The 18,257-nt window shown below is 67.1% G+C and carries 22 protein-coding genes and 2 pseudogenes; 16 read left to right on the top strand and 8 right to left on the bottom strand.

What is annotated here, in order from left to right; all coding sequences use genetic code 11:
- The 12 genes and pseudogenes from BAY1663_RS14405 to BAY1663_RS14355 form a co-directional block, all read left to right on the top strand.
- On the top strand, positions 1–814 hold an 814-nt coding region (locus tag BAY1663_RS14405; protein ID WP_051497152.1), incomplete at its 5' end, for an ABC transporter permease.
- On the top strand, positions 811–1,635 hold the full coding sequence (locus tag BAY1663_RS14400) for an ABC transporter ATP-binding protein (protein ID WP_371257626.1): 825 nt from the start codon (positions 811–813) through the stop codon (positions 1,633–1,635). The genes BAY1663_RS14405 and BAY1663_RS14400, both read left to right, overlap by 4 nt.
- 118 nt (positions 1,636–1,753) lie before the next feature.
- Positions 1,754–2,496 (top strand): annotated as a pseudogene (locus tag BAY1663_RS14395) (GntR family transcriptional regulator).
- 11 nt (positions 2,497–2,507) lie between these two features.
- Positions 2,508–4,244, top strand: coding sequence for a fumarate reductase/succinate dehydrogenase flavoprotein subunit (locus BAY1663_RS14390; protein WP_037042004.1), 1,737 nt, complete (start codon positions 2,508–2,510; stop codon positions 4,242–4,244).
- A 101-nt stretch (positions 4,245–4,345) separates the two neighbouring features.
- The gene (locus BAY1663_RS14385) at positions 4,346–4,579 is read left to right on the top strand and encodes a ferredoxin family protein (protein WP_014597289.1); all 234 of its coding nucleotides are present in this window, start codon (positions 4,346–4,348) and stop codon (positions 4,577–4,579) included.
- A 10-nt stretch (positions 4,580–4,589) separates the two neighbouring features.
- Entirely contained in the window at positions 4,590–5,549 is a 960-nt protein-coding gene (locus BAY1663_RS14380) for a HEAT repeat domain-containing protein (protein ID WP_037042001.1), read from the top strand.
- A 181-nt stretch (positions 5,550–5,730) separates the two neighbouring features.
- Positions 5,731–6,054 carry a ferredoxin FdxA gene (gene fdxA, locus BAY1663_RS14375; RefSeq protein ID WP_037042000.1) on the top strand — a complete coding sequence of 108 codons (324 nt, stop codon included), beginning with the start codon at positions 5,731–5,733 and terminating at the stop codon, positions 6,052–6,054.
- A gap of 3 nt (positions 6,055–6,057) precedes the next feature.
- Positions 6,058–6,255 (top strand): hypothetical protein, encoded by a 198-nt coding sequence (locus BAY1663_RS14370; RefSeq protein WP_037041999.1) that lies wholly within the window; start codon positions 6,058–6,060, stop codon positions 6,253–6,255.
- A gap of 23 nt (positions 6,256–6,278) precedes the next feature.
- A complete protein-coding gene (locus BAY1663_RS14365; RefSeq protein ID WP_051497151.1) occupies positions 6,279–6,632 on the top strand; it encodes a gamma-butyrobetaine hydroxylase-like domain-containing protein in 354 nt (117 codons plus the stop codon).
- Positions 6,629–7,072 (top strand): putative sulfate exporter family transporter, encoded by a 444-nt coding sequence (locus BAY1663_RS25370; protein WP_256206793.1) that lies wholly within the window; start codon positions 6,629–6,631, stop codon positions 7,070–7,072. Before BAY1663_RS14365 ends, BAY1663_RS25370 begins: the two co-directional genes overlap by 4 nt.
- Positions 7,069–7,626, top strand: coding sequence for a YeiH family protein (locus tag BAY1663_RS25365; RefSeq protein WP_256206791.1), 558 nt, complete (start codon positions 7,069–7,071; stop codon positions 7,624–7,626). The genes BAY1663_RS25370 and BAY1663_RS25365 overlap by 4 nt, the downstream gene beginning before the upstream one ends.
- A gap of 30 nt (positions 7,627–7,656) precedes the next feature.
- Positions 7,657–8,433, top strand: coding sequence for a ferredoxin--NADP reductase (locus BAY1663_RS14355; RefSeq protein ID WP_037041998.1), 777 nt, complete (start codon positions 7,657–7,659; stop codon positions 8,431–8,433).
- Positions 8,434–8,549: 116 nt separating this feature from the next.
- On the opposite strand, the pseudogene BAY1663_RS14350 reads toward BAY1663_RS14355, so the two are convergent.
- Together BAY1663_RS14350 and BAY1663_RS14345 are read right to left on the bottom strand one after the other, a co-directional pair.
- Positions 8,550–9,862 (bottom strand): annotated as a pseudogene (locus tag BAY1663_RS14350) (NTP/NDP exchange transporter).
- A gap of 61 nt (positions 9,863–9,923) precedes the next feature.
- The gene (locus BAY1663_RS14345) at positions 9,924–10,970 is read right to left on the bottom strand and encodes an SDR family oxidoreductase (protein ID WP_037041997.1); all 1,047 of its coding nucleotides are present in this window, start codon (positions 10,968–10,970) and stop codon (positions 9,924–9,926) included.
- Between the two features lie 152 nt (positions 10,971–11,122).
- Here BAY1663_RS14345 and BAY1663_RS14340 point away from each other — a divergent pair, with 152 nt between their 5' ends.
- Positions 11,123–12,025: a LysR family transcriptional regulator gene (locus tag BAY1663_RS14340; protein WP_037041996.1), complete on the top strand. Its 903-nt coding sequence runs from the start codon at positions 11,123–11,125 to the stop codon at positions 12,023–12,025.
- A gap of 10 nt (positions 12,026–12,035) precedes the next feature.
- Here the strand turns inward: BAY1663_RS14340 and BAY1663_RS14335 are convergent, their stop codons facing one another.
- Together BAY1663_RS14335 and BAY1663_RS14330 are read right to left on the bottom strand one after the other, a co-directional pair.
- Entirely contained in the window at positions 12,036–12,623 is a 588-nt protein-coding gene (locus BAY1663_RS14335; protein WP_037041994.1) for a glutathione S-transferase family protein, read from the bottom strand.
- Positions 12,620–13,048 carry a VOC family protein gene (locus tag BAY1663_RS14330; RefSeq protein ID WP_037041993.1) on the bottom strand — a complete coding sequence of 143 codons (429 nt, stop codon included), beginning with the start codon at positions 13,046–13,048 and terminating at the stop codon, positions 12,620–12,622. Before BAY1663_RS14330 ends, BAY1663_RS14335 begins: the two co-directional genes overlap by 4 nt.
- 113 nt (positions 13,049–13,161) lie before the next feature.
- Between BAY1663_RS14330 and BAY1663_RS14325 the strand changes: the two genes are divergently transcribed.
- Positions 13,162–14,064, top strand: a complete 903-nt coding sequence (locus BAY1663_RS14325; RefSeq protein ID WP_037041992.1) for a LysR family transcriptional regulator — start codon at positions 13,162–13,164, stop codon at positions 14,062–14,064.
- Positions 14,065–14,119: 55 nt separating this feature from the next.
- On the opposite strand, the gene BAY1663_RS14320 is transcribed toward BAY1663_RS14325, so the two are convergent.
- From BAY1663_RS14320 to BAY1663_RS14310, 3 genes are all read right to left on the bottom strand, one after another.
- Positions 14,120–14,593, bottom strand: coding sequence for a hypothetical protein (locus BAY1663_RS14320; protein WP_037041991.1), 474 nt, complete (start codon positions 14,591–14,593; stop codon positions 14,120–14,122).
- A 10-nt stretch (positions 14,594–14,603) separates the two neighbouring features.
- Positions 14,604–15,038, bottom strand: coding sequence for a DUF6152 family protein (locus tag BAY1663_RS14315; RefSeq protein ID WP_256206789.1), 435 nt, complete (start codon positions 15,036–15,038; stop codon positions 14,604–14,606).
- 219 nt (positions 15,039–15,257) lie between these two features.
- Positions 15,258–16,553: an AarF/ABC1/UbiB kinase family protein gene (locus BAY1663_RS14310; protein ID WP_037042017.1), complete on the bottom strand. Its 1,296-nt coding sequence runs from the start codon at positions 16,551–16,553 to the stop codon at positions 15,258–15,260.
- On the opposite strand from BAY1663_RS14310, the gene BAY1663_RS23905 reads away from it, so the two are divergent.
- The gene (locus BAY1663_RS23905; protein ID WP_128576302.1) at positions 16,552–16,737 is read left to right on the top strand and encodes a hypothetical protein; all 186 of its coding nucleotides are present in this window, start codon (positions 16,552–16,554) and stop codon (positions 16,735–16,737) included. The genes BAY1663_RS14310 and BAY1663_RS23905 overlap by 2 nt on opposite strands.
- A gap of 33 nt (positions 16,738–16,770) precedes the next feature.
- On the opposite strand, the gene BAY1663_RS14305 is transcribed toward BAY1663_RS23905, so the two are convergent.
- On the bottom strand, positions 16,771–17,646 hold the full coding sequence (locus BAY1663_RS14305) for a LysR family transcriptional regulator (protein WP_037041990.1): 876 nt from the start codon (positions 17,644–17,646) through the stop codon (positions 16,771–16,773).
- An 84-nt stretch (positions 17,647–17,730) separates the two neighbouring features.
- On the opposite strand from BAY1663_RS14305, the gene BAY1663_RS14300 reads away from it, so the two are divergent.
- Positions 17,731–18,204 carry a multidrug/biocide efflux PACE transporter gene (locus BAY1663_RS14300; RefSeq protein WP_037041989.1) on the top strand — a complete coding sequence of 158 codons (474 nt, stop codon included), beginning with the start codon at positions 17,731–17,733 and terminating at the stop codon, positions 18,202–18,204.
- Positions 18,205–18,257 lie beyond the last annotated feature (53 nt).

Genomic DNA, 18,257 nt, shown 5'->3' with positions numbered 1-18,257 from the left:
AGCGCCGGTTGCCGCCACCTCCGCCCCGCGCCGCCTGCCGTCGATGGTCGGACGTTACCTGGTGCGCGTGCTGGCGCTGCTGGGGGCCTTGCTGATCTGGCACCTGGCGACCGCCACGGGCTTCAACCTGTTCATCAATTTCGAGAACGTGCCGGCACCGCTGCTGGTGGGCCAGACGCTGATCCAGCAGCTGGGCAGCAGCGAGTTCTACCTGCACATCGTCCACAGCATGGAACGCATCGCGCTGGCCTATGCCTACGCCGTGGTGCTCGGCGTCCTTTGCGGCGTGCTGATCGGCCGCTCGCGCTGGGCCGAGGACATCCTGCTGCCCTACATCGAGCTGTTCCGGCCGATTCCGGCGGTGGCCTGGATCCCGCTGGCGATCCTGATGCTGCCGACCGAGCAATCGAGCATCGTCTTCATCACCTTTCTCGGCGCCTTCTTCCCCATCGTGCTGAACACCGTGCACGGCGTGGAGCAGACGCCGGACGTGCTGGTGCGTGCCGCCCGCAGCCTGGGCGCCAGCGACCGGGCGATCCTCTGGCACGTGGTGATCCCCGGCGCGATGCCGAGCATCGTCGCAGGCCTGGCGATCGGCATGGGCGTAGCCTGGTTCTCGCTGCTGGCCGGCGAAATCATCAGCGGCCAATACGGCATCGGCTACTTCACCTGGACCAGCTACACCCTGGTCAAGTACCCGGAAATCATCATCGGCATGCTCACCATCGGCGGGCTCGGCACGCTCTGCACGCTGCTCGTGCGCAAGGCCTGCGTGCCGCTGCTGCGCTGGCAGCAGCAGGGAGGCCGGTCATGAACGCGATCGTCTCCGACAACCGCCTCGCCGTGCTCGATCACAGCCGGCTGCGCGCCAAGGCCTCAGCCAAGGGCGATGGGCGCGGCCACGTCAGCGTGCGTGCGCTGTCCATCGAATTCGACCACGCCGGCGGCAAGCGCGCCGCGGTGCAACAGGCCAGCCTGGAGATTCGCCCCGGCGAGTTCGTCTGCCTGCTCGGCCCCTCGGGCTGCGGCAAGTCGACCCTGATGAACGCCATCGCCGGCTTCGTCAAACCCACCCGCGGCGAGCTGACCGTCGACGGTCAGCCCATCGCCGGCCCCGGCCCGGACCGCGGCATGGTGTTCCAGCAGCATTCGCTGTTCCCCTGGAAGACGGTGCGCGAAAACGTCGCCTTCGGCCCGCTGATGGCCGGCGCCTCGCGTAACGAGGCCACCGGCGTGGCACGCACCTTCCTTTCGCTGGTGGGGCTCGCCGCCTTCGAGGATGCCTACCCCGGCACCCTGTCCGGCGGCATGCAGCAGCGCGTCGGCATCGCCCGTGCGCTGGCCAACTACCCCAGCGTGCTGCTGATGGACGAGCCGTTCGGCGCACTGGACGCGCAGACCCGGATCATGATGCAGGAGAACCTGCTGGAGATCTGGCGCGAGTTCAAGAACACCGTGGTGTTCGTCACCCACGACATCGACGAGGCGGTGTTCCTCTCCGACCGCATCGTGGTGATGAGCGCCAGCCCCGGGCGGATCATCGCCGACATCCGCGTCGAACTGCCGCGACCGCGCGAGCAGAGCCTGCTCACCGACCCCGCTTCATCGACTACAAGCGCCAGTGCCTGGACCTGATCCGCCAGGAAACCCTGCGCGCCTTCCAGCAGCAGAACGGAGGCTGAACCATGCATACCCTTCCCTTGCCTGCGCCCACGCTCGACATGACCTGTCATGACAGGCTGGAGCCACGCCCATGAGCCGCCTCGAACCGCTCGCTCCGGGCCAGTCGCCACTGCCGCTGTACGTGCAGATCCGCGACACCCTCAGACGCAAGATCCTCGAAGGCGACTATGCCGTGCATGAACGGCTGCCCTCGGAAAACGAGCTGATGACCGCCTTCGGCGTCAGCCGCATCACCATTCGCCAGGCGCTGCGCGACCTGCACAACGAAGGGTTGGTGTTCAGCGCCCAAGGCAAGGGCACCTACGTCAGCAAGCCCAAGGCGGTGCAGAACGTGCAGCGCCTTCAGGCTTCGGCGAAGCCATGGCCGCCCAGGGCTACGAAGCGACCGCGCGGCTGCTGTCGATTCAGGAGCGCAAGCCACCCAAGCCGGCGGCCGCCGCGCTGAACCTCGCGCCCGGCGCGGATGTGGTCGAGGTCAAGCGCGTGCGCTTTCTCAACCGCGCACCGGTGTGCCTGGAGCACAGCTACTTCCCGCTGGACATCGGCCAGCGGCTGTTCGGCCTGGACCTGTCCGGCGACATCTTCCCGCTGCTGGAGAACCGCTTCGACATCGGCCTCGGCCATGCCGCCATCAGCCTCGACGCCACCCTGGCCGACGACGAACACCAACCCTACCTCGGCCTCAAGGCCGGCGAACCCATCCTGCGCGTCGAGCGGCTGACCCATGACCGCGGCGGTCGGCCGATCGACTTCGAATACCTGTGTTACCGCGGCGATGCCTTCAAGTACCAGTTCCGGGTCGACCGGAAATAGAGGAGACCACCATGACCACGATTCACGACATTCCCGTCATCGAAACCGACGTGCTGGTGATCGGCGGTGGCACCGCCGGCCCGATGGCCGCCGTCACCGTCAAGGAGCAGGACCCGACGCTCAAGGTGCTGCTGCTGGAGAAGGCCAACGTCAAGCGCTCCGGGGCGATCTCCATGGGCATGGACGGCCTGAACAACGCGGTCGTGCCCGGCCACGCCACGCCCGAGCAGTACGTCAAGGAAATCACCATCGCCAACGACGGCATCGTCCACCAGCCGGCGCTGATGGCCTACGCCACACGCTCGTTCTCGATGATCGAGCAGCTCGACGCCTGGGGCGTGCATTTCCAGAAGGACGAAACCGGCGACTACGACATGAAGAAGGTCCACCACCTCGGCACCTACGTGCTGCCGATGCCGGAGGGCCACAACGTCAAGAAGATCCTCTACCGCCGCCTGCGCCGGGTGCGCGTGGACATCGAGAACCGCTTCATCGCCACCCGCCTGCTGAAGGACCCGGACGGCAACATCGCCGGCATGATCGGGGTGAACACCCGCACCGCCGAGCCGATCATCATCCGCGCCAAGGCGGTGATCATGGCCACCGGTGCCGCCGGTCGCATCGGCCTGCCCAACTCGGGTTATCTCTTCGGCACCTACGAGAACCCGGCCAACTGCGGCGACGGCCACGCCATGGCCTACCACGCCGGTGCGGACCTGGCCAACCTCGAGTGCTTCCAGGTCAACCCGCTGCTCAAGGACTACAACGGCCCGGCCTGTGCCTACGTCACCGGCCCGCTCGGCGGCTTCACCGCCAACGCCTACGGCGAGCGCTTCATCGAGTGCGACTACTGGTCCGGGCAGATGATGCTGGAGTTCTTCAAGGAGCTCGAATCCGGCACGGGACCTGTGTTCCTCAAGCTCGACCACCTGGCCGAGGAAACGATTCAAGAGATCGAGACCGTCCTGCACACCAACGAGCGGCCCTCACGCGGGCGCTTTCACGAAGGACGACACATCGACTACCGCCAGCGCATGGTGGAAATGCACATCTCCGAGATCGGCTTCTGCTCGGGCCACTCGGCTTCGGGCGTGTGGACCGACGAGACCGGCGCGACCACCGTACCCGGGTTGTTCTGCGCCGGCGACATGGCTTCGGTGCCGCACAACTACATGCTCGGCGCCTTCGTCTACGGGCAGATCTGCGGCGAGAGCGCAGCGGCCTTCGTCAAGGGCCGCGCCGAACCCCAGCTGGACGAGGCCTTCATCGCCGCCGAACTCGCCCGCATCCAGGCGCCGCTGAAAGTCACCGACGGCATCCCGCCGGAGCAGATGGAATACAAGGTCCGCCGCCTGGTGAACGACTACCTGCAGCCGCCGAAGGTGACCAAGAAGATGGAGATCGGCCTGGAACGCATCCTCGCCGTGCGCGAGGACGTCCCGCGGCTGGCCGCTGCAGACCCGCACGAACTGCTCCGTGCGCTGGAAGTGCAGTCGATCATCGATTGTGCCGAGATGGCCGCCCGCGCTTCGCTGTACCGCACCGAGTCGCGCTGGGGGCTGTACCACTACCGCGTCGACCACCCCGAGCAGAACAGCGCCGAGTGGTTCTGCCACACCCGCCTGTTCAAGGACGCCAACGGCCAGATGGCCCACGGCAAGCGACCCATCGCCGACTACATCGTGCCGCTCGGGGAAGAGAAAGACGCCTACAACCGCCTGCGCGTGAAGAAGGCCGCCAATGCCTGACCGTGGGGGGCGAATTCGTTCGCCCGACACCTGATGCCATGGGCGAATGAATTCGCCCCTACAGGCCGGCAGCCGAGCCGACCGTACCGAGGAGATCAACCATGCCCGTCGCCACCCACCGTTCCGCCGTCCCGGTCATCGTGGACGAAGAAAAATGCATCGCCGAAAAGGGTTGCCGTGTCTGCATCGACGTCTGCCCGCTGGACGTCCTGTGGATCAACCCGGACACCGGCAAGGCGCACATGAAGTACGACGAATGCTGGTACTGCATGCCCTGCGAGGCCGACTGCCCGACCGATGCGGTGACAGTGAACATTCCCTATCTGCTGCGCTGAGGGCCGACCGATGAAAACCTACGACGACCCACTGCTACAGGACATCGCCACCAACCTGGCCTCGAGCGACCCCGGCATCCGTCGCGTGGCCGTGCTCGAGCTGGTCGACAGCGGCGAACCGGAAGCCGCCGAGCTGCTGATCCTGGCGCTGAACGACCCGGACCCGTCGGTGCGCCAGGAGGCGGCCAAGGTGGTCGACGAGTTCGACGCCGCCGACATCGCCGATGCCCTGATCGCCGCCCTGCAGGACAGCGACGAGGTGGTGCGCAACGCCGCCGCCCACGCGCTGGCGGACCTCAAGGACCCGGCCGCCGCGCTGCCGCTGCTCGAAGCCTTGGCTGGCAGCGACGATCCCTTCGTCGTCGCCGGCATCCTCCGTGCGCTAAAGCCGCTGCGCCATCCACAGGCGCAGGCGCCGGCCCTGGTGCGGATGCAGCACGCCGACCCGGGCGTGCGCCGCGAGGCGGTGGCGGTGATCGGCTGGCTCAAGCAGCCGGCCAATCTGCCGGCGCTGATCGAGCGGGCGCAGCACGACGACGACGCCGACGTCCGCCGCGCCGCCACCGGCGCGCTGGTCTATGCCGCGCCCGAACAGGTCGGCCCGGCGCTGATCGGCATCCTGCGCGACGAACACTGGCAGGTGCGCGTCGAGGCCGCGGTGAGCATCGGCAAGCTCGACTACCAGGCCGCACTGCAGCCCCTGGTCGAGGCCACGCACGACGGTTTCTGGCAGGTCCGGGAAAAGGCCGTCGATGCGCTCGGCAAGCTCGGTGCAGTGGGTGCGATCCCGGCGCTCGGCGTCTGCGCCCGCGACCCGATGAGCAACCTGCGCAAGGCGGCCATCGGCGCGCTGGGTGCCATCGCTCACAGCGATGGCCGTCCCTTCGTCGAACTGGCCATGGACGACCCCGACCCGGACGTCCGCAAGCTCGCCCGCTGGGCCATGTCGAAACTCGACGCCGCGGCCTGATTTTTACGCGCTTCTTGTTGCACAGCACTTTAAGCCGAAACGTCACGAGCGCAGCGGGGCGGGGGCGCCTAGCCAAGGCGAAGGTGGCGCGCGGGAGCGGAGTTTACAGGCCGTAAATGAGCATCCCGCGCGCCGCCTTCAACGCAGCATCCGCAAGCGCAGTAGTTTCGAGGAGAACGAAATGACCTATGTCGTTACAGAGAACTGCATCCGCTGCAAGTACACCGACTGCGTGGAAGTCTGCCCGGCCGACTGTTTCCACGAAGGCCCGAACTTTCTCGTCATCAACCCCGAGACCTGCATCGACTGCAGCCTCTGCGCGCCGGAATGCCCGGCCGATGCGATCTTCGCCGACAGCGCCTTGCCCGAAGACCAGCAGCACTTCCTCGAGCTCAACGCCGAGCTGGCCGAGGTCTGGCCGGTGATCACCCAGAGCGCCTCACCGCTGGCCGAGGCCGAAACCTGGGTCGACCAGGGCGGCAAGCTGGCCTTTCTGGAGCGCTGAAGCATGCCCCGACTTGTCATGACGAGTGGGTTGCGCCACGGGGTGCTGGCACTGGTGACGGTCTGTGCCGCCACGCTCGGCAGCGCGCGCCCGGTGGACACGCCGGAACGCTTCGTGCGCAGCCCGGAAGCGCCCACGCTGCTCGTCAGCGGTGGGCCGGCGCCCATGCCGCGCGGCCTCGTCATGCCGTTCATTCGCTAGAGGCCGCAGGCCCGGAGAGATTCATGAACGCCTTCACCGCATCGAATCACGACGCCAACCCCCACATCGCACAGTCCCAGCGGCTGATCGACCCGCCCCTCGAGATTCGCCTGCGCAAGGCGCAGCGCGTGCTGGAACTGACCTGGCCGGATGGCGCGCAGAGCCGCATCAGCTGCCTGACGCTGCGGCGGGCCTGCGCCTGCTCCAATTGCCAACGCCTCCAGCAGACCGGCGCGCTGACGCTGATCGACGCCGAGGTCGGTGTGAACCGCCTGGAACTGTCCGGCATCAGCGGTCTGCAGCTGTATTTCAGCGACGGTCATTTCCGCGGCCTGTACCCCTGGGCCTACCTGCGCGATCTGGGCGATCCGGCATGAATGCCCGGCTCGAAGCCCTCGCCCCGCCCGTCGCGCTGTGCCGCAAGCACTACCCGGGCCTGGCCCTGTGTGCGGTGCTGGCACTGGCCGGCAGCTTTCTTGCCGATCACTACGGCGCGCCCGCGCTGCTGATGGTGTTGCTGCTCGGCCTGGGTTTCGCCAGCCAGGGCAGCGAGGCACGCATGCAGCCGGGCGTCGCGTTGTGCAGCCGGCAACTGCTGCGCATCGGCGTGGCGCTGCTCGGCGCGCGTATCGGTGTCGCACAGCTGGAAGCGGTCGGTACGCGGCCCTTGTTGCTGGTGCTCGTCACGGTGCCGCTGGTGTTCGGCCTGGCGCTGCTGCTCGGCCGGCTGCTGCGGCTGCCGACCCTGCACAGTCTGGTGGCGGGCGCGGCGGTGGCGATCTGCGGCGTGTCGGCGGCGATTGCCGTGCGGCGGTGATTCCGACAGGGCGCCTGGAAGAGCGCCGGCTGCTCGCCGTGGTGGTCGGCGTGACGGCCCTCGGCACGCTGTCGATGCTGCTCTACCCGCCGCTGACCGGCCTGCTCGGGCTGGATGCGCTCGACAGCGGCCTGCTGCTCGGCGCCAGCATCCATGACGTCGCCCAGGCGGCCGGTGCCGGGTACCTCGTCTCGGATACCGCCGGCGACGTCGCGACCCTTACCAAGCTGCTGCGCGTCGCCCTGCTCGCGCCGCTGGTGCTGGTGATCGGCCTGCTGCTGCGCCGGCAGGAACCGGGCAGCCCGGACTTTCCGCTGTTTCTGCTCGGCTTTCTTGGCCTGTTCACGCTGAACAGCCTCGGCTGGCTGCCGGCCGGGCTGCGCGAGGCGCTGGTCGCCGGCTCGCACGCCTGCCTGCTGCTGACCATGGCCGCGCTCGGCATGCGCACCCGTGTCGGCGACCTGTTTGCCCAGGGCTGGCAGCCCTTCGCCCACCTGGCTCTGCTCAGCGCCGCGCTGCTGCTGGCGACGAGCCTGCTGCTGACCCTGTTCTGATCGACTCAATCCACGAGAGAGGAAGCCCCCATGTCTACACTCGGCAATGAAAGCGTTCTATCCGTGCATCACTGGAACGACACCCTGTTCAGCTTTCGCACCACTCGCGACCCGGCGCTGCGCTTCGAGAACGGCCACTTCGTGATGATCGGCCTGGAAGTCGACAGCAAGCCGCTGATGCGCGCCTACAGCATCGTCAGCGCCAATCACGACGAGCACTTGGAATTCCTCAGTATCAAGGTGCCAGACGGCCCGCTGACCTCGCGCCTGCAGCACCTGAAGGTCGGCGACTCGCTCATCGTCAGCCGCAAGCCGGTCGGCACCCTGGTGATGCATGACCTCAGGCCCGGCAAGCACCTCTACCTGCTCGGCACCGGCACGGGGCTGGCGCCGTTCATGAGCATCGTCCGCGATCCGGAAGCCTACGAGCGTTTCGACAAGATCGTGCTGGTACATGGGGTGCGCGAAATCAGCGAGCTGGCCTACCACAACTACCTCACCGAGGAACTGCCGGCGCACGAATTCCTTGGTGAAGCGGTGCGGGCCAAGCTGCTCTATTACCCAACGGTGACGCGCGAGGCGTTCCGCCACACCGGTCGTATCAACACGCTGATCGAGACCGGCAAGCTCACCGACGACCTCGGCCTGCCGCGGCTGAATCCCGAGACCGACCGCGTGATGCTCTGTGGCAGCCCGGCGATGCTCGACACCCTCACCGGCCAGCTCGACGCCCTGGGCTTCCAAGCCTCACCCAGCCAGGGCGTACCGGGTGATTACGTCATCGAGCGGGCGTTCGTTGAAAAGTAAGCGTATCTGCAACAGGCGAGCCTACTAGCGTCGCATCGAGGTGCTCACTAGCCGGCTCGCCCGTCTGGACACCACGCCACGCTCTCGATCGCGATGCGCTTTCGCACGCCGCCGTCTCAACAGGTGGCTTCTACCACTGCAGTCACCTCCGTTCGCCTGTCCGCCTGCTTGCCAAGCTGCCAGCCGAGATAACCCCAGAGCAGCGCGCAGAGTGCACCGGCCACGGCGACCAGGCCGGCGCCCTGCCCTAGCAGGTCCAGCGCCGTCTTCGCCCAACCGCTGACGGCATCGCCGGCGCGGTAGACGACGGTGTCGATGACGTTCTTCGCCTTGTACTTGCTCTCGGCATCCAGCGGTGCGAAGAGCATTTCCCGTCCGGGCCGGACGAACGCGTACTCGCCGATGCGGCGCACGATCATCAGCGCCGCGAGCACGGCGAAGCTGGGCATCAGCGCGAGGCCGACAAAGCCGACGCCGACCAGCAGCGGCACGATGGCCAGCAGCATGCGCACGCCGAGTTTCTGCGCCAGGCGCCCGGTGATGAACAGTTGCGACAACAGCGCGCCCGCCTGGACGACCACATCGATGATGCCGAACACGCGAACCTGGGCGGCGCGGTCGGGGAACAGCTCGGCCACCAGGCGTGCCTGCTCGAAGTAGAGGAAGGTGGTCACGGTGGCCAGCAGCACCACGAAACCGGCGATGCCGAGCAGATAGGGCGACTGCATCACCCGAGTCAGGCCACTGAAGGGGTTGCCGGGCACCGGCCGACGCGTACTCTCCGCCGGAGCCGCGCCGGGGCGCCCCGCTCCGCCGATCTCGCGCCAGCGCATCAGCGAGAACTTGAGCGCCAGCGCCGCGCCCAGCAACAAGGCGGCCAGCAGCATCAGCCCGACTCGCCCAGGCTGCCGACCAACAGCGCGCTGAGCGCCGGCCCGACCAGCCCGCCAACACTCGCGCCAGCAGCGATGAAGGCGAACAGCCGCTTGGCCTGGGCGCTGTCGAACACATCCGCCATCAGGCTCCAGGCCACGGACACGACGAACAGGTTGTAGACCGAAATCCACACGTAGAACACCCGCGCCAGCCAGGCGCTGTCACCCTGCAGCAGAAACAGCACGGAGAAGCCCAGCAGGTTCAGGCAGAAGAAGCCGTACACCCAATCGACGAAATGCAGGCGCGGTACGTGGGAACTGAGCCAGGCGAACAGGGGCACGGCTGCCAGCATGACGAAGAAGGTGGCGGTGAACAGCCATTGCAGGTTTTCCACGCCGGCGGCGATGCCCATCGACTCGCGAATCGGGCGCAGCATGAAATAGCCGGCGAACAGACAGAAAAACAGCAGGAAACCACTCAGTGCCGGGCGCAGCTCATGCGCTTCGGCATTGATCGCGGCACTCAGGCGATGCACAACGGATGGCGTGCTCATGGGCGCGCTCCTGAAGAATGAAGTGAGAACAGGGCGCGAGCGCAAGGCCGCGCCCGAGGATTCAGGGGTAACGCACGCCGGTCAGACGTTCCGACAGCTGCCACAGCCGGGCGGCATCCGCCTGGTTCGCGGCGGCGTCGGGAACCCTGGCAAAGCCCAGCGGCCCGCGTTTTTCTTCCTCGCCGGTCGGCCCGTAGTAGGCACCGCCGATGGCGTCAGGCGCAGTGGCGGCATACAGCGTCGGCAGCGCGCCCTGGGCGGCGGAGTGGTAGTTGTCGCGGTCCTTGGCCCAGTTGGCGGCGAACTCACTGTCCAGCCCGGGTCCGCGCTCGACCAGCTCGGTGACGGCCACCCCCGGGTGCGCGGCGATGCTGCGAATGCCCCAGCCGGACGCGTCGCTGTGGCGTTGCAGCTCCAGGGCCCACATCAGCACCGCGAGCTTGGACTGCGCATAGGTGGCGTAGGGGTTGTAGCGCTGCTCGGCCTGCAGGTCCGCGAAGTCCAGCTGGCCACGACCCGCCGCGATACTGGAGAGGCTGACCACCCGGGCATCGTCGCTTTCCAGCAGCAGCGGCATGAGCAGCGCTGTCAGGGCGAACGGGCCGAGGTAGTTGGTGGCCAGCTGCAGCTCGTGGCCATCGGCCGAGGTGCCGCGCTCAGGCGGCGCCATGATCGCGGCATTGTTGATCAGCACGTCCAGACGCGGCAGGCGCTGCTGCAGACGCTCGGCCAGACTGCGCACCGAGGCCAGGCTGGCCAGGTCGACCGCCTCGAACTGCACGCGGGCATCCGGCACCTGCTCACGTATCCGTTCGATCGCCTCCTGCCCGCGCTCGGCATTGCGCGCAGCGATGATCACCTCGGCGCCGGCGCGCGACAGCGCCAGCGCATCCTCGTAGCCCATGCCACTGGTGCCGCCGGTGACCAGCACGATGCGGCCAGCCTGGTCCGGCATGTCCGCCGGGCTCCAGTCCGGCTTCGGCGCGGTACGGTTGGCGGCCTCGGCCGTCAGCGCGCCAGTCACGGCCACCCCGGCGATCAGCGTCCTGGCCAGTTTCAGCAGATGCCGGGCATGGCGGCCCGGCTCGGTTGCGGTTCTGTGCGTCATGATCCTGTCCTCGTCGTCGTTGCAAACAGGCCGACCTGCGATGGAGGTGGCCGACGCGAGGATTATCAGCGTACGGAAATCCGGTGATAATCCGGGCAAACATGGACAGGCTGTACGATCATCCGTACAACCGAACGCTTCGCGGAGTACCCATGCGCCAACCCAATCTGAGTGACGTCGCGCTGTTCGCTGCCGTGGTCGAGGCCGGCGGCTTTCGTGCTGCCGCGCAGACCCGAGGCATGTCGGCCTCGTCGCTGAGCGACTGCGTGCGCCGGCTGGAGGGCGACCTCGGCCTGCGCCTGCTCAACCGCACCACCCGCAGCGTCACCCCGACCGCCGCCGGCGAACGCCTGCTCGAGCGCCTGCGCCCGGCGCTGGAAGAGATCCACGCCGCGTTCAACGACCTCGACGACGAATCCCAGCGCCCGGTCGGCACCCTCAAGCTGAACGTGCCGATCCCGGTGGCGCGCTTCGTGCTGCCGGACCTGCTGAGCCGCTTCCTCAAGCTTTACCCGGCGGTGAACGTCGAGGTGGTGATGGAGAACACCTTCATCGACGTCATCGCGGCGGGCTACGACGCCGGTGTGCGCTACGAAGAAAGCCTGGCCAAGGACATGATCGCCATCCCCATCGGCCCGCGCCGGCAACGCTTCGTGGCCGCCGCTGCACCGGCCTACCTCGCCACCCACGGCACGCCACGCCACCCCAGCGAGCTGACCGGGCATCAGCTGCTCGGTCATCGCTTCGAGAACGGCAAGCTGGGCGTGTTCGAGTTCGAGAAGGACGGCCGGACCTTGCGTGTACCGCCGCAAGGTCAGCTGGCCACTTCCTCACATGATTTGAAGACCAGCGCGGCAATCAACGGCCTCGGGATCATCTACACCTTCGAGGACTTCATCCGCGAGCCGCTGGCCGATGGGCGCCTGACGCCCATCCTCGAGGACTGGTGGCAGTCCTTCGACGGCCCCTTCCTCTACTACCACGGCCGCCGCCACATGCCCTCGCCGCTGCGAGCCTTCGTCGACTTCCTCAAGGCCGAGGGGCGAGAGCCATGAGGGCTGCCGGTCAGGGCCGCGGCAGATAGCCCGGCAGGCTTTCCAGACGGGTCATCCAGCGCGCCACGTTGCCATATGGGCCGAGGTCGACGCTGCCCTCCGGCGCCAGCACGACGTAGGGATAGACCGCGCAATCGGCGATGGTAGGCCGCCCTATCGCCAGCCAGTCGTTCGTTTCCAGATGCGCATCGAGCAGCGCGAGCACCGCCGGCGCCTTGGCCAGCGCCGCTTCCTTGTCCAGCGGGTAGCCGAACTTTTCCACCAGCCGCGCAGCGCTCAGGCTGTGCTGCACCTCGTTGACCGCGAAGGACAGCCACTGCACGATCTCGGCCTGCCCGCGGGCATGGTCCGGCCACCAGGCCAGACCGCCGTAGGTACCGGCGAGATAGACCAGGATCGCCTGGGAATCGCGTACCACATGGCCGTCATCCTCGAGCACCGGCACCTGCCGCAGCGGGTTCATGTCGGACAGTGGCGGCTGCTTGTGCGCGCCATTGGCGAAGTCCACCGGCACCCGCTCCAGCTCAATGTCGGCCAGCGCCGCGAACAGGCGCACCTTGTAGCAGTTGCCGGAAGCTTCCAGGTCGTACAGTTTCATTGCGCATCTCCTTCGACGAGCTGATTGAATTCGAGAACGTTGCCGTCCGGGTCCCGGATGAACAGCGCGATCCGCCGCGGGCCGATGGGATGCGGCCCCTCGGTGATGACGATGCCCTCCTCGCCCAGCCAGCGCTGCAGCGCCTGGAGGTCATCGACGATAAACGCCGGATGGGTCATGCCCGGGCGCTTGACCGGCGCATCCAGCAGTACGTTGTGCGCGTCGCGGGTACGTGCGCCGTTGAAGATCAGGTTGATGCGCACGCCGTCCGGGCTGAGCATCTCGTTGGCCTCGAACAGCGGGAAGCTGGCGCTCTCGACGAAGCCCAGCGCCTGGTAGAAGGCCATGGCGCGGCGGCGGTCGCTGACGCGAATGCCGATGTGGTCATAGGCGAGGATACGAGCGGGGCTGGATGGTGGGTTCATGTGCGAAACTCCGGAAGTCGTCGGTCAGGGACAGTGTCCGCCGCCCGGCGCATCCCAGCTATGCCGCGGACCTGACAACACCCCTGCAGCAATCGCACAGATCGAAGGTGGCAATGGACAAGCTCAAGGCGATGGCCAATTTCGTGAGGATCGTCGACAACGGCAGCCTGAGCGCGGCGGCCGACGCCAGCGGCCAGTCCGTGGCATCGGTGGTGCGCTCGCTGGCCGCGCTGGAGCGCCACCTGGGTGTGCGCCTGCTCAACCGCAGCACCCGGCGTATGGCCCTCACCGATGAAGGCGCGCAGTACCTGGCGTGGAGCCGGCGCATGCTGGCCGAGTTCGCAGACATCGAGCAGCGCCTGGACGCGCAGGACGGCAACGTTCGCGGCCTGCTGCGCCTCACCGCCCCGGTGGAGTTCGGCCAGCGCTACCTGGCGCCGCTGGTGAATGCCTTTCTCAAGGCGCACCCGCAGGTACAGGTGGAGCTGAACCTGAACGACCAGATCGTCCCGCTGCTGGACGAACGCCTCGACCTCGCCCTGCGCATCGGCCACCTGCCCGACTCGACCCTCGTCGCGCGCCCGCTCGGCACCACCCGGCTGGTCACCTGCGCCAGCCCGGACTACCTCGCCAGCAGCCCGCCGATCGACACCCCGGCCGCGCTCAAGGAGCACGCCTGCATCCTCTTCGCCGCCCAGGGCCGGCACTGGTACTACCGCGACGGCGACAGGGAAAAGGCCGAAGAGATCACCCCGCGCCTGACCTGCAACCAGATCCGCAGCGCCAGCCTTGCCTGCGTCCAGGGCCTGGGCATCACCCGGCTGATGCACTACCAGGTCGCCGACGAACTGGCCGATGGCCGCCTGGTCAGGCTACTGAAGGATTACGAACCGAAGGACCTGCCGATCCAGCTCGTCTACCCGCACAACCTGCAACTGTCGCCACGGGTGCGGGCGTTTGTGGAGTGGGCTTGTCCGCGGCTGGAGCGGGTCATGCCGGTGTTGGAAGCCGGTTAGCAGGCGCAGCGGTCTTCTTAAGCGCCTTACGGCCGCCTGCAGCGCCATCTGCGTTTCAGACAAAGCCGATCCAGCGGCCCGCTATCAGTATGGATAGCCACAGAGTGCCGGATGTGGCAGCCAGCACGCGGACGCGCATCCTCGGCGGCCCGCCATGCAGCGCGGCATGAAAGTGTTCGCCGCGATGCTGGAGTGCAATGTTGCAGATGGCCAGCAGGAGCAGTGCGACCTTGCAGAGGAAGGCAGGATTGTCCGCATACGCCACGGGGTTCACCGAGAACAACCAGAGCCCCGTCACCACCGCCAGCGTGGCGCCCGTCGCCGCCGTTCGGACGAGAAAGGGGCCGAGGACCGACAGATCCCGGCCGTGCGCAGACCGCAATAGGAGCACATCCAACGGCAGTATCGAGCCCAGGAGCAGCCCTATGCCAAGGATGTGTGCAGCGTTGACGACGAGATAGGCGACCCAGTACTCCTGCAGGAAGACGGCACCGGGCCAGCCCGCAATCGCCTGCAGGAAAGCTGTCATGGCCCTGTCGTCATTGCCCGATGCGTTCCGGATACATGTCGTACTGCTTCCCACTCACGGTGATGCGTACGGCTTTCATATGCGCTTCGTTGGGCTCTTTGGTGCGGTTGCCGAGTACGGTGATTTCATCGCCCACCTTGGCGGTATCCCCGGTAAAGCCTGAACGTTTCGTCTGGCTCGGATTGCCCAGATCGACCTGCCATATGCGGCCGTCTTCTGCCTTCACGCGCAAGGTCGGATGAGGTGGCGCCATCGAGATCTCGGCAATCGTGCCTTTCAACTCCGATTGCTCTTCTTCGGCCCAGGCCCAGCCGTGATGCGCGAAGGCCTGCGTCGTGAACAGCGCCATCGCTGTCACGCACAGCGTCAGGGCGAAACGATGGAGCGCTTCGCGCGCCATAAAGATCGCGCGGCTGGTGGTTTGGCTTTTGCTTGAGAAGGACATGACCATGCTCCTTAGCGAAGAACTGGGCGTCCGACGGATTGAACGCCGTTCGCGATGTTTAGACTGCAAACAGCTGCCAGCGCCCAGAATCGTAGGAAGTAATGTGTAGCATCCTTTTTCGAACGTCCGATGATGCAACTGTTCATCGCTATAGAAACGAACCCGCTTATACCCGCAGAAACCGAACGGCTACGTTCTACCTGGAAAAGGGGACGCCCATTAGCCGGCCCCGTTGCGCCAACGCTCGATATGTTCGGCAAGCATATCGGCGATGGGCAGGCAGGCGCCGAGGCGGTAGAGGTTCCAGTAGTGACCTTCCAAGGTGCGGTTGATCAGCAGCGTGCCGGAGGCCGGTTGCAGGCTGCCGAGGGCGGACATCAGCAAGGGGAAGAGTTCGGTCAGTTGCTGGTGCAGCGCGGCTTCGCGGAATTCCCACTTTGCGCCGGGTTGCAGCAGCGGGTGCAGCATCAGGTGGATGCGCCGGTACAGCCCGTGCGGCGGCATGCTGCCCGGCTGGCGCCCGCCGAGCATCTGGAAGCCCGCCTCCAGCGCCTCGCTGGAGGTGCCACGCAGCGCCTCGAAGATCTGCACGTAGCCGGCCAGCAGGCGCGGTTCCAGGCGCAGCACGCTGCCGAAATCGTAGACCACCAGTTCGCCGCGCTCGGTCCAGGCCAGGTTGCCCGGATGCGGATCGGTGTGCAGCCGCTGCAGGCCGAACGCCTGCTCGGCGAGCCACTGGCAGAGGCTTTCGGCCAGGCGCTGGCGGATTTCGGCAGGTGCCTGTTCGACCTCGGCCATGGAGCGCCCGGGGCGGTCTTCCAGCACCAGTACGCCGGGGCGGCAGAGTTCGCTGGCGGCGAAGGGAATGTCGATGCCGGGCCAGTCGCCGAAGTGCGCGCGGAAGGCTTCGAGGTTGTCGCGTTCGGCGGCGTAGTCGAGTTCCTCGCCGATGGCCCGCTGCAATTCGGCGTACACCGCTTCCAGCCGCGCCGGCGGCGTGCCGAACAGCCGCCCGAGCGGCATCAGCCGGCGCAGCTGGCGCAGGTCCGCCGCGCAGATGGCATGGATGCCGGGGTACTGGACCTTCATGATCAGCGCCCGGCCCTGGCGGTCCCGCGCACGGTGCACCTGGCCCAGGGAAGCGGCCGCGGCGGGCGTCGGCTCGATGGATTCGAACAGCTCGTAGAGGCGGCCGTCATAGAGCCGCTGCAGGTTGGCTTCCAGCGCCGCGAACGGCAGCGACGGCACCTGGTTCTGCAGGCGCGCCAGGGCCTTGCTGATCGGCTCGGGCAACAGGTCCTGCCATTGCGAGGCCTGCTGCCCGAGCTTGAGCACCGGCCCCTTCATCTGCCCGAGGGCATCGCCCAACAGCTCGCCCACCGGTTGCCAGTCGATGCGCGCCTTTCCCGGCGTGATGCGTTGCACCAGCAGGTTGCCGGCGATCCGCGCGCCGGTGCCGCCCAGCTGCAGGAAGCGGCCCAGCGCCGACGCCGAGGGTCGTGAGAATCGGGGCATGCAGACCACCCACAGCAGGCAAAGGCCGATCATGGAGCAGCCCGGCCAGCGATCCAAGGGCCAATGGTTGCAGCCTGTTGCCGCCTCGCCGCGCTCGGCGATGGACGTCGACCTGCGCGGGCAGACCCATCCGGAAATCGCCGCCTCGCTACCGGCCCGGCCAATGCCGCTCACCGACGGATGACGGAACCCGCCGCACGGCTGGAGCGGGGCGCGATCAACACTTGATGAGACGATCCAGCAGCCAGGCGGCGGCCGGCCCCAGCGGGCGCTGGCGAGACCAGACGGCATCGACGGCCACCTGCTTGGGCCAGCCACCCACCGAGAGTTCTTCCAGCCGCCCGAGCGCGTAGGCCAGTACCAGTGGCTTGGGCAGGATCGCCCAGCCGAAGCCCAGTGCAGCCATTTCCATCAACAGCATGTAGTCCGGAGCGGTCCAGCAGCGCGAGCCGAGGATGGTCATCTCATCGTCGTTCGTGTCGCTGCCGACCACGGTCTTCAAACGCAACCGGCGCCACTGTGCAAGCGCCTGCGCATCGACCGTCCGTCTACCGGCCAGCGGATGGTCGCAGCGAACGAAAAGACCGAACTCCGTCCCGTGGGGCAAGCGCGCATAAGCGATTTCCGGTTCATAGCGCGGTTGGGCCGCGAGCAGCCCGAGGTGTGCGCGGCCCTGGTTGACCAGGTCCAGTACGTCTGCCTGCTCGGCGATCAGGCACTCGAACTCGAGGTCCGGATAGCGCTGATCCAGTTCGCACAGGCGCGCCTCGTACTGGCTCTGCTGATAGGCATCCGAGAGCGCCAGGGTCAACCGGGTTTCCTGGCCGCCAGCGAGCATCGCGGCATGGCGCTGCAGGCGTTCGGCGGCGGCCAACACCTCATGGGCGTGGCTCAGCAGCATCCGCCCCGCCTCGGTGGGCAGCAACTGGCGGGCACCGCGGACGAACAGCTCGACGCCGAGATCGATCTCGAGCCGTGCGACCGCCTCGCTGACGGTGGACTGGCTCTTGCCCAGGCGTCGCGCCGCCGCACTGAAGGAGCCGCACGCGGCAGCCTGGACGAAGGATTCGAGTGCTTCCGGGGAAAGGTTCATATCGGGGAAACCGATGGCAGCTAACTGGTTTGTTCCGGAGATTGCGATGACTATATCGCCACCCCATCGATCGGCCAATCCGTCATGAGCAGCACTCCCGCCAAACGCAGCCTTGCCGAACGCACCGGCCACGCCGCCGCCTTCGAAATCATCGCCGTCGTGATCTGCGCCCCCGTGCTGGCCTGGGCGATGGAGCGGCCGCTCGCCCATGTTGGTGCGCTGACCGTGATGTTTTCGGCCATCGCCATGCTCTGGAACATGCTCTTCAACCTGCTCTTCGACAGGGCCCAGGCCCGTATCGGGTTTCAACGTGGGCTGGCCGCACGCCTGTTGCATGCGTCCCTGTTCGAGTTCGGCCTGATCGTGCTGCTGGTGCCCCTGGCCGCCTGGTGGCTGTCGATCGGCCTGCTCGAAGCCTTCTTGCTGGACATCAGCCTGATCCTGTTCTTCCTGCCCTACACCCTGTGCTTCAACTGGGCATACGACCTGCTGCGCGCGCGCTATGTGCGCCAGTACGGATATGGCGCGGAGCATCCGCGCCCCTGCGATCGCAGCTGAGTCCAGCGCTCGCCGGCCGGCCACATGATCGCCGGCAAGGATTTTCGCCCCCA

The organism is Pseudomonas sp. BAY1663, assembly GCF_000582595.1.
Classification (GTDB): Bacteria; Pseudomonadota; Gammaproteobacteria; order Pseudomonadales; family Pseudomonadaceae; genus Stutzerimonas; species Stutzerimonas stutzeri_AF.
Note: the sequence above shows the minus strand (reverse complement) of the source record. Positions and strands in the feature narration are given on the sequence as shown.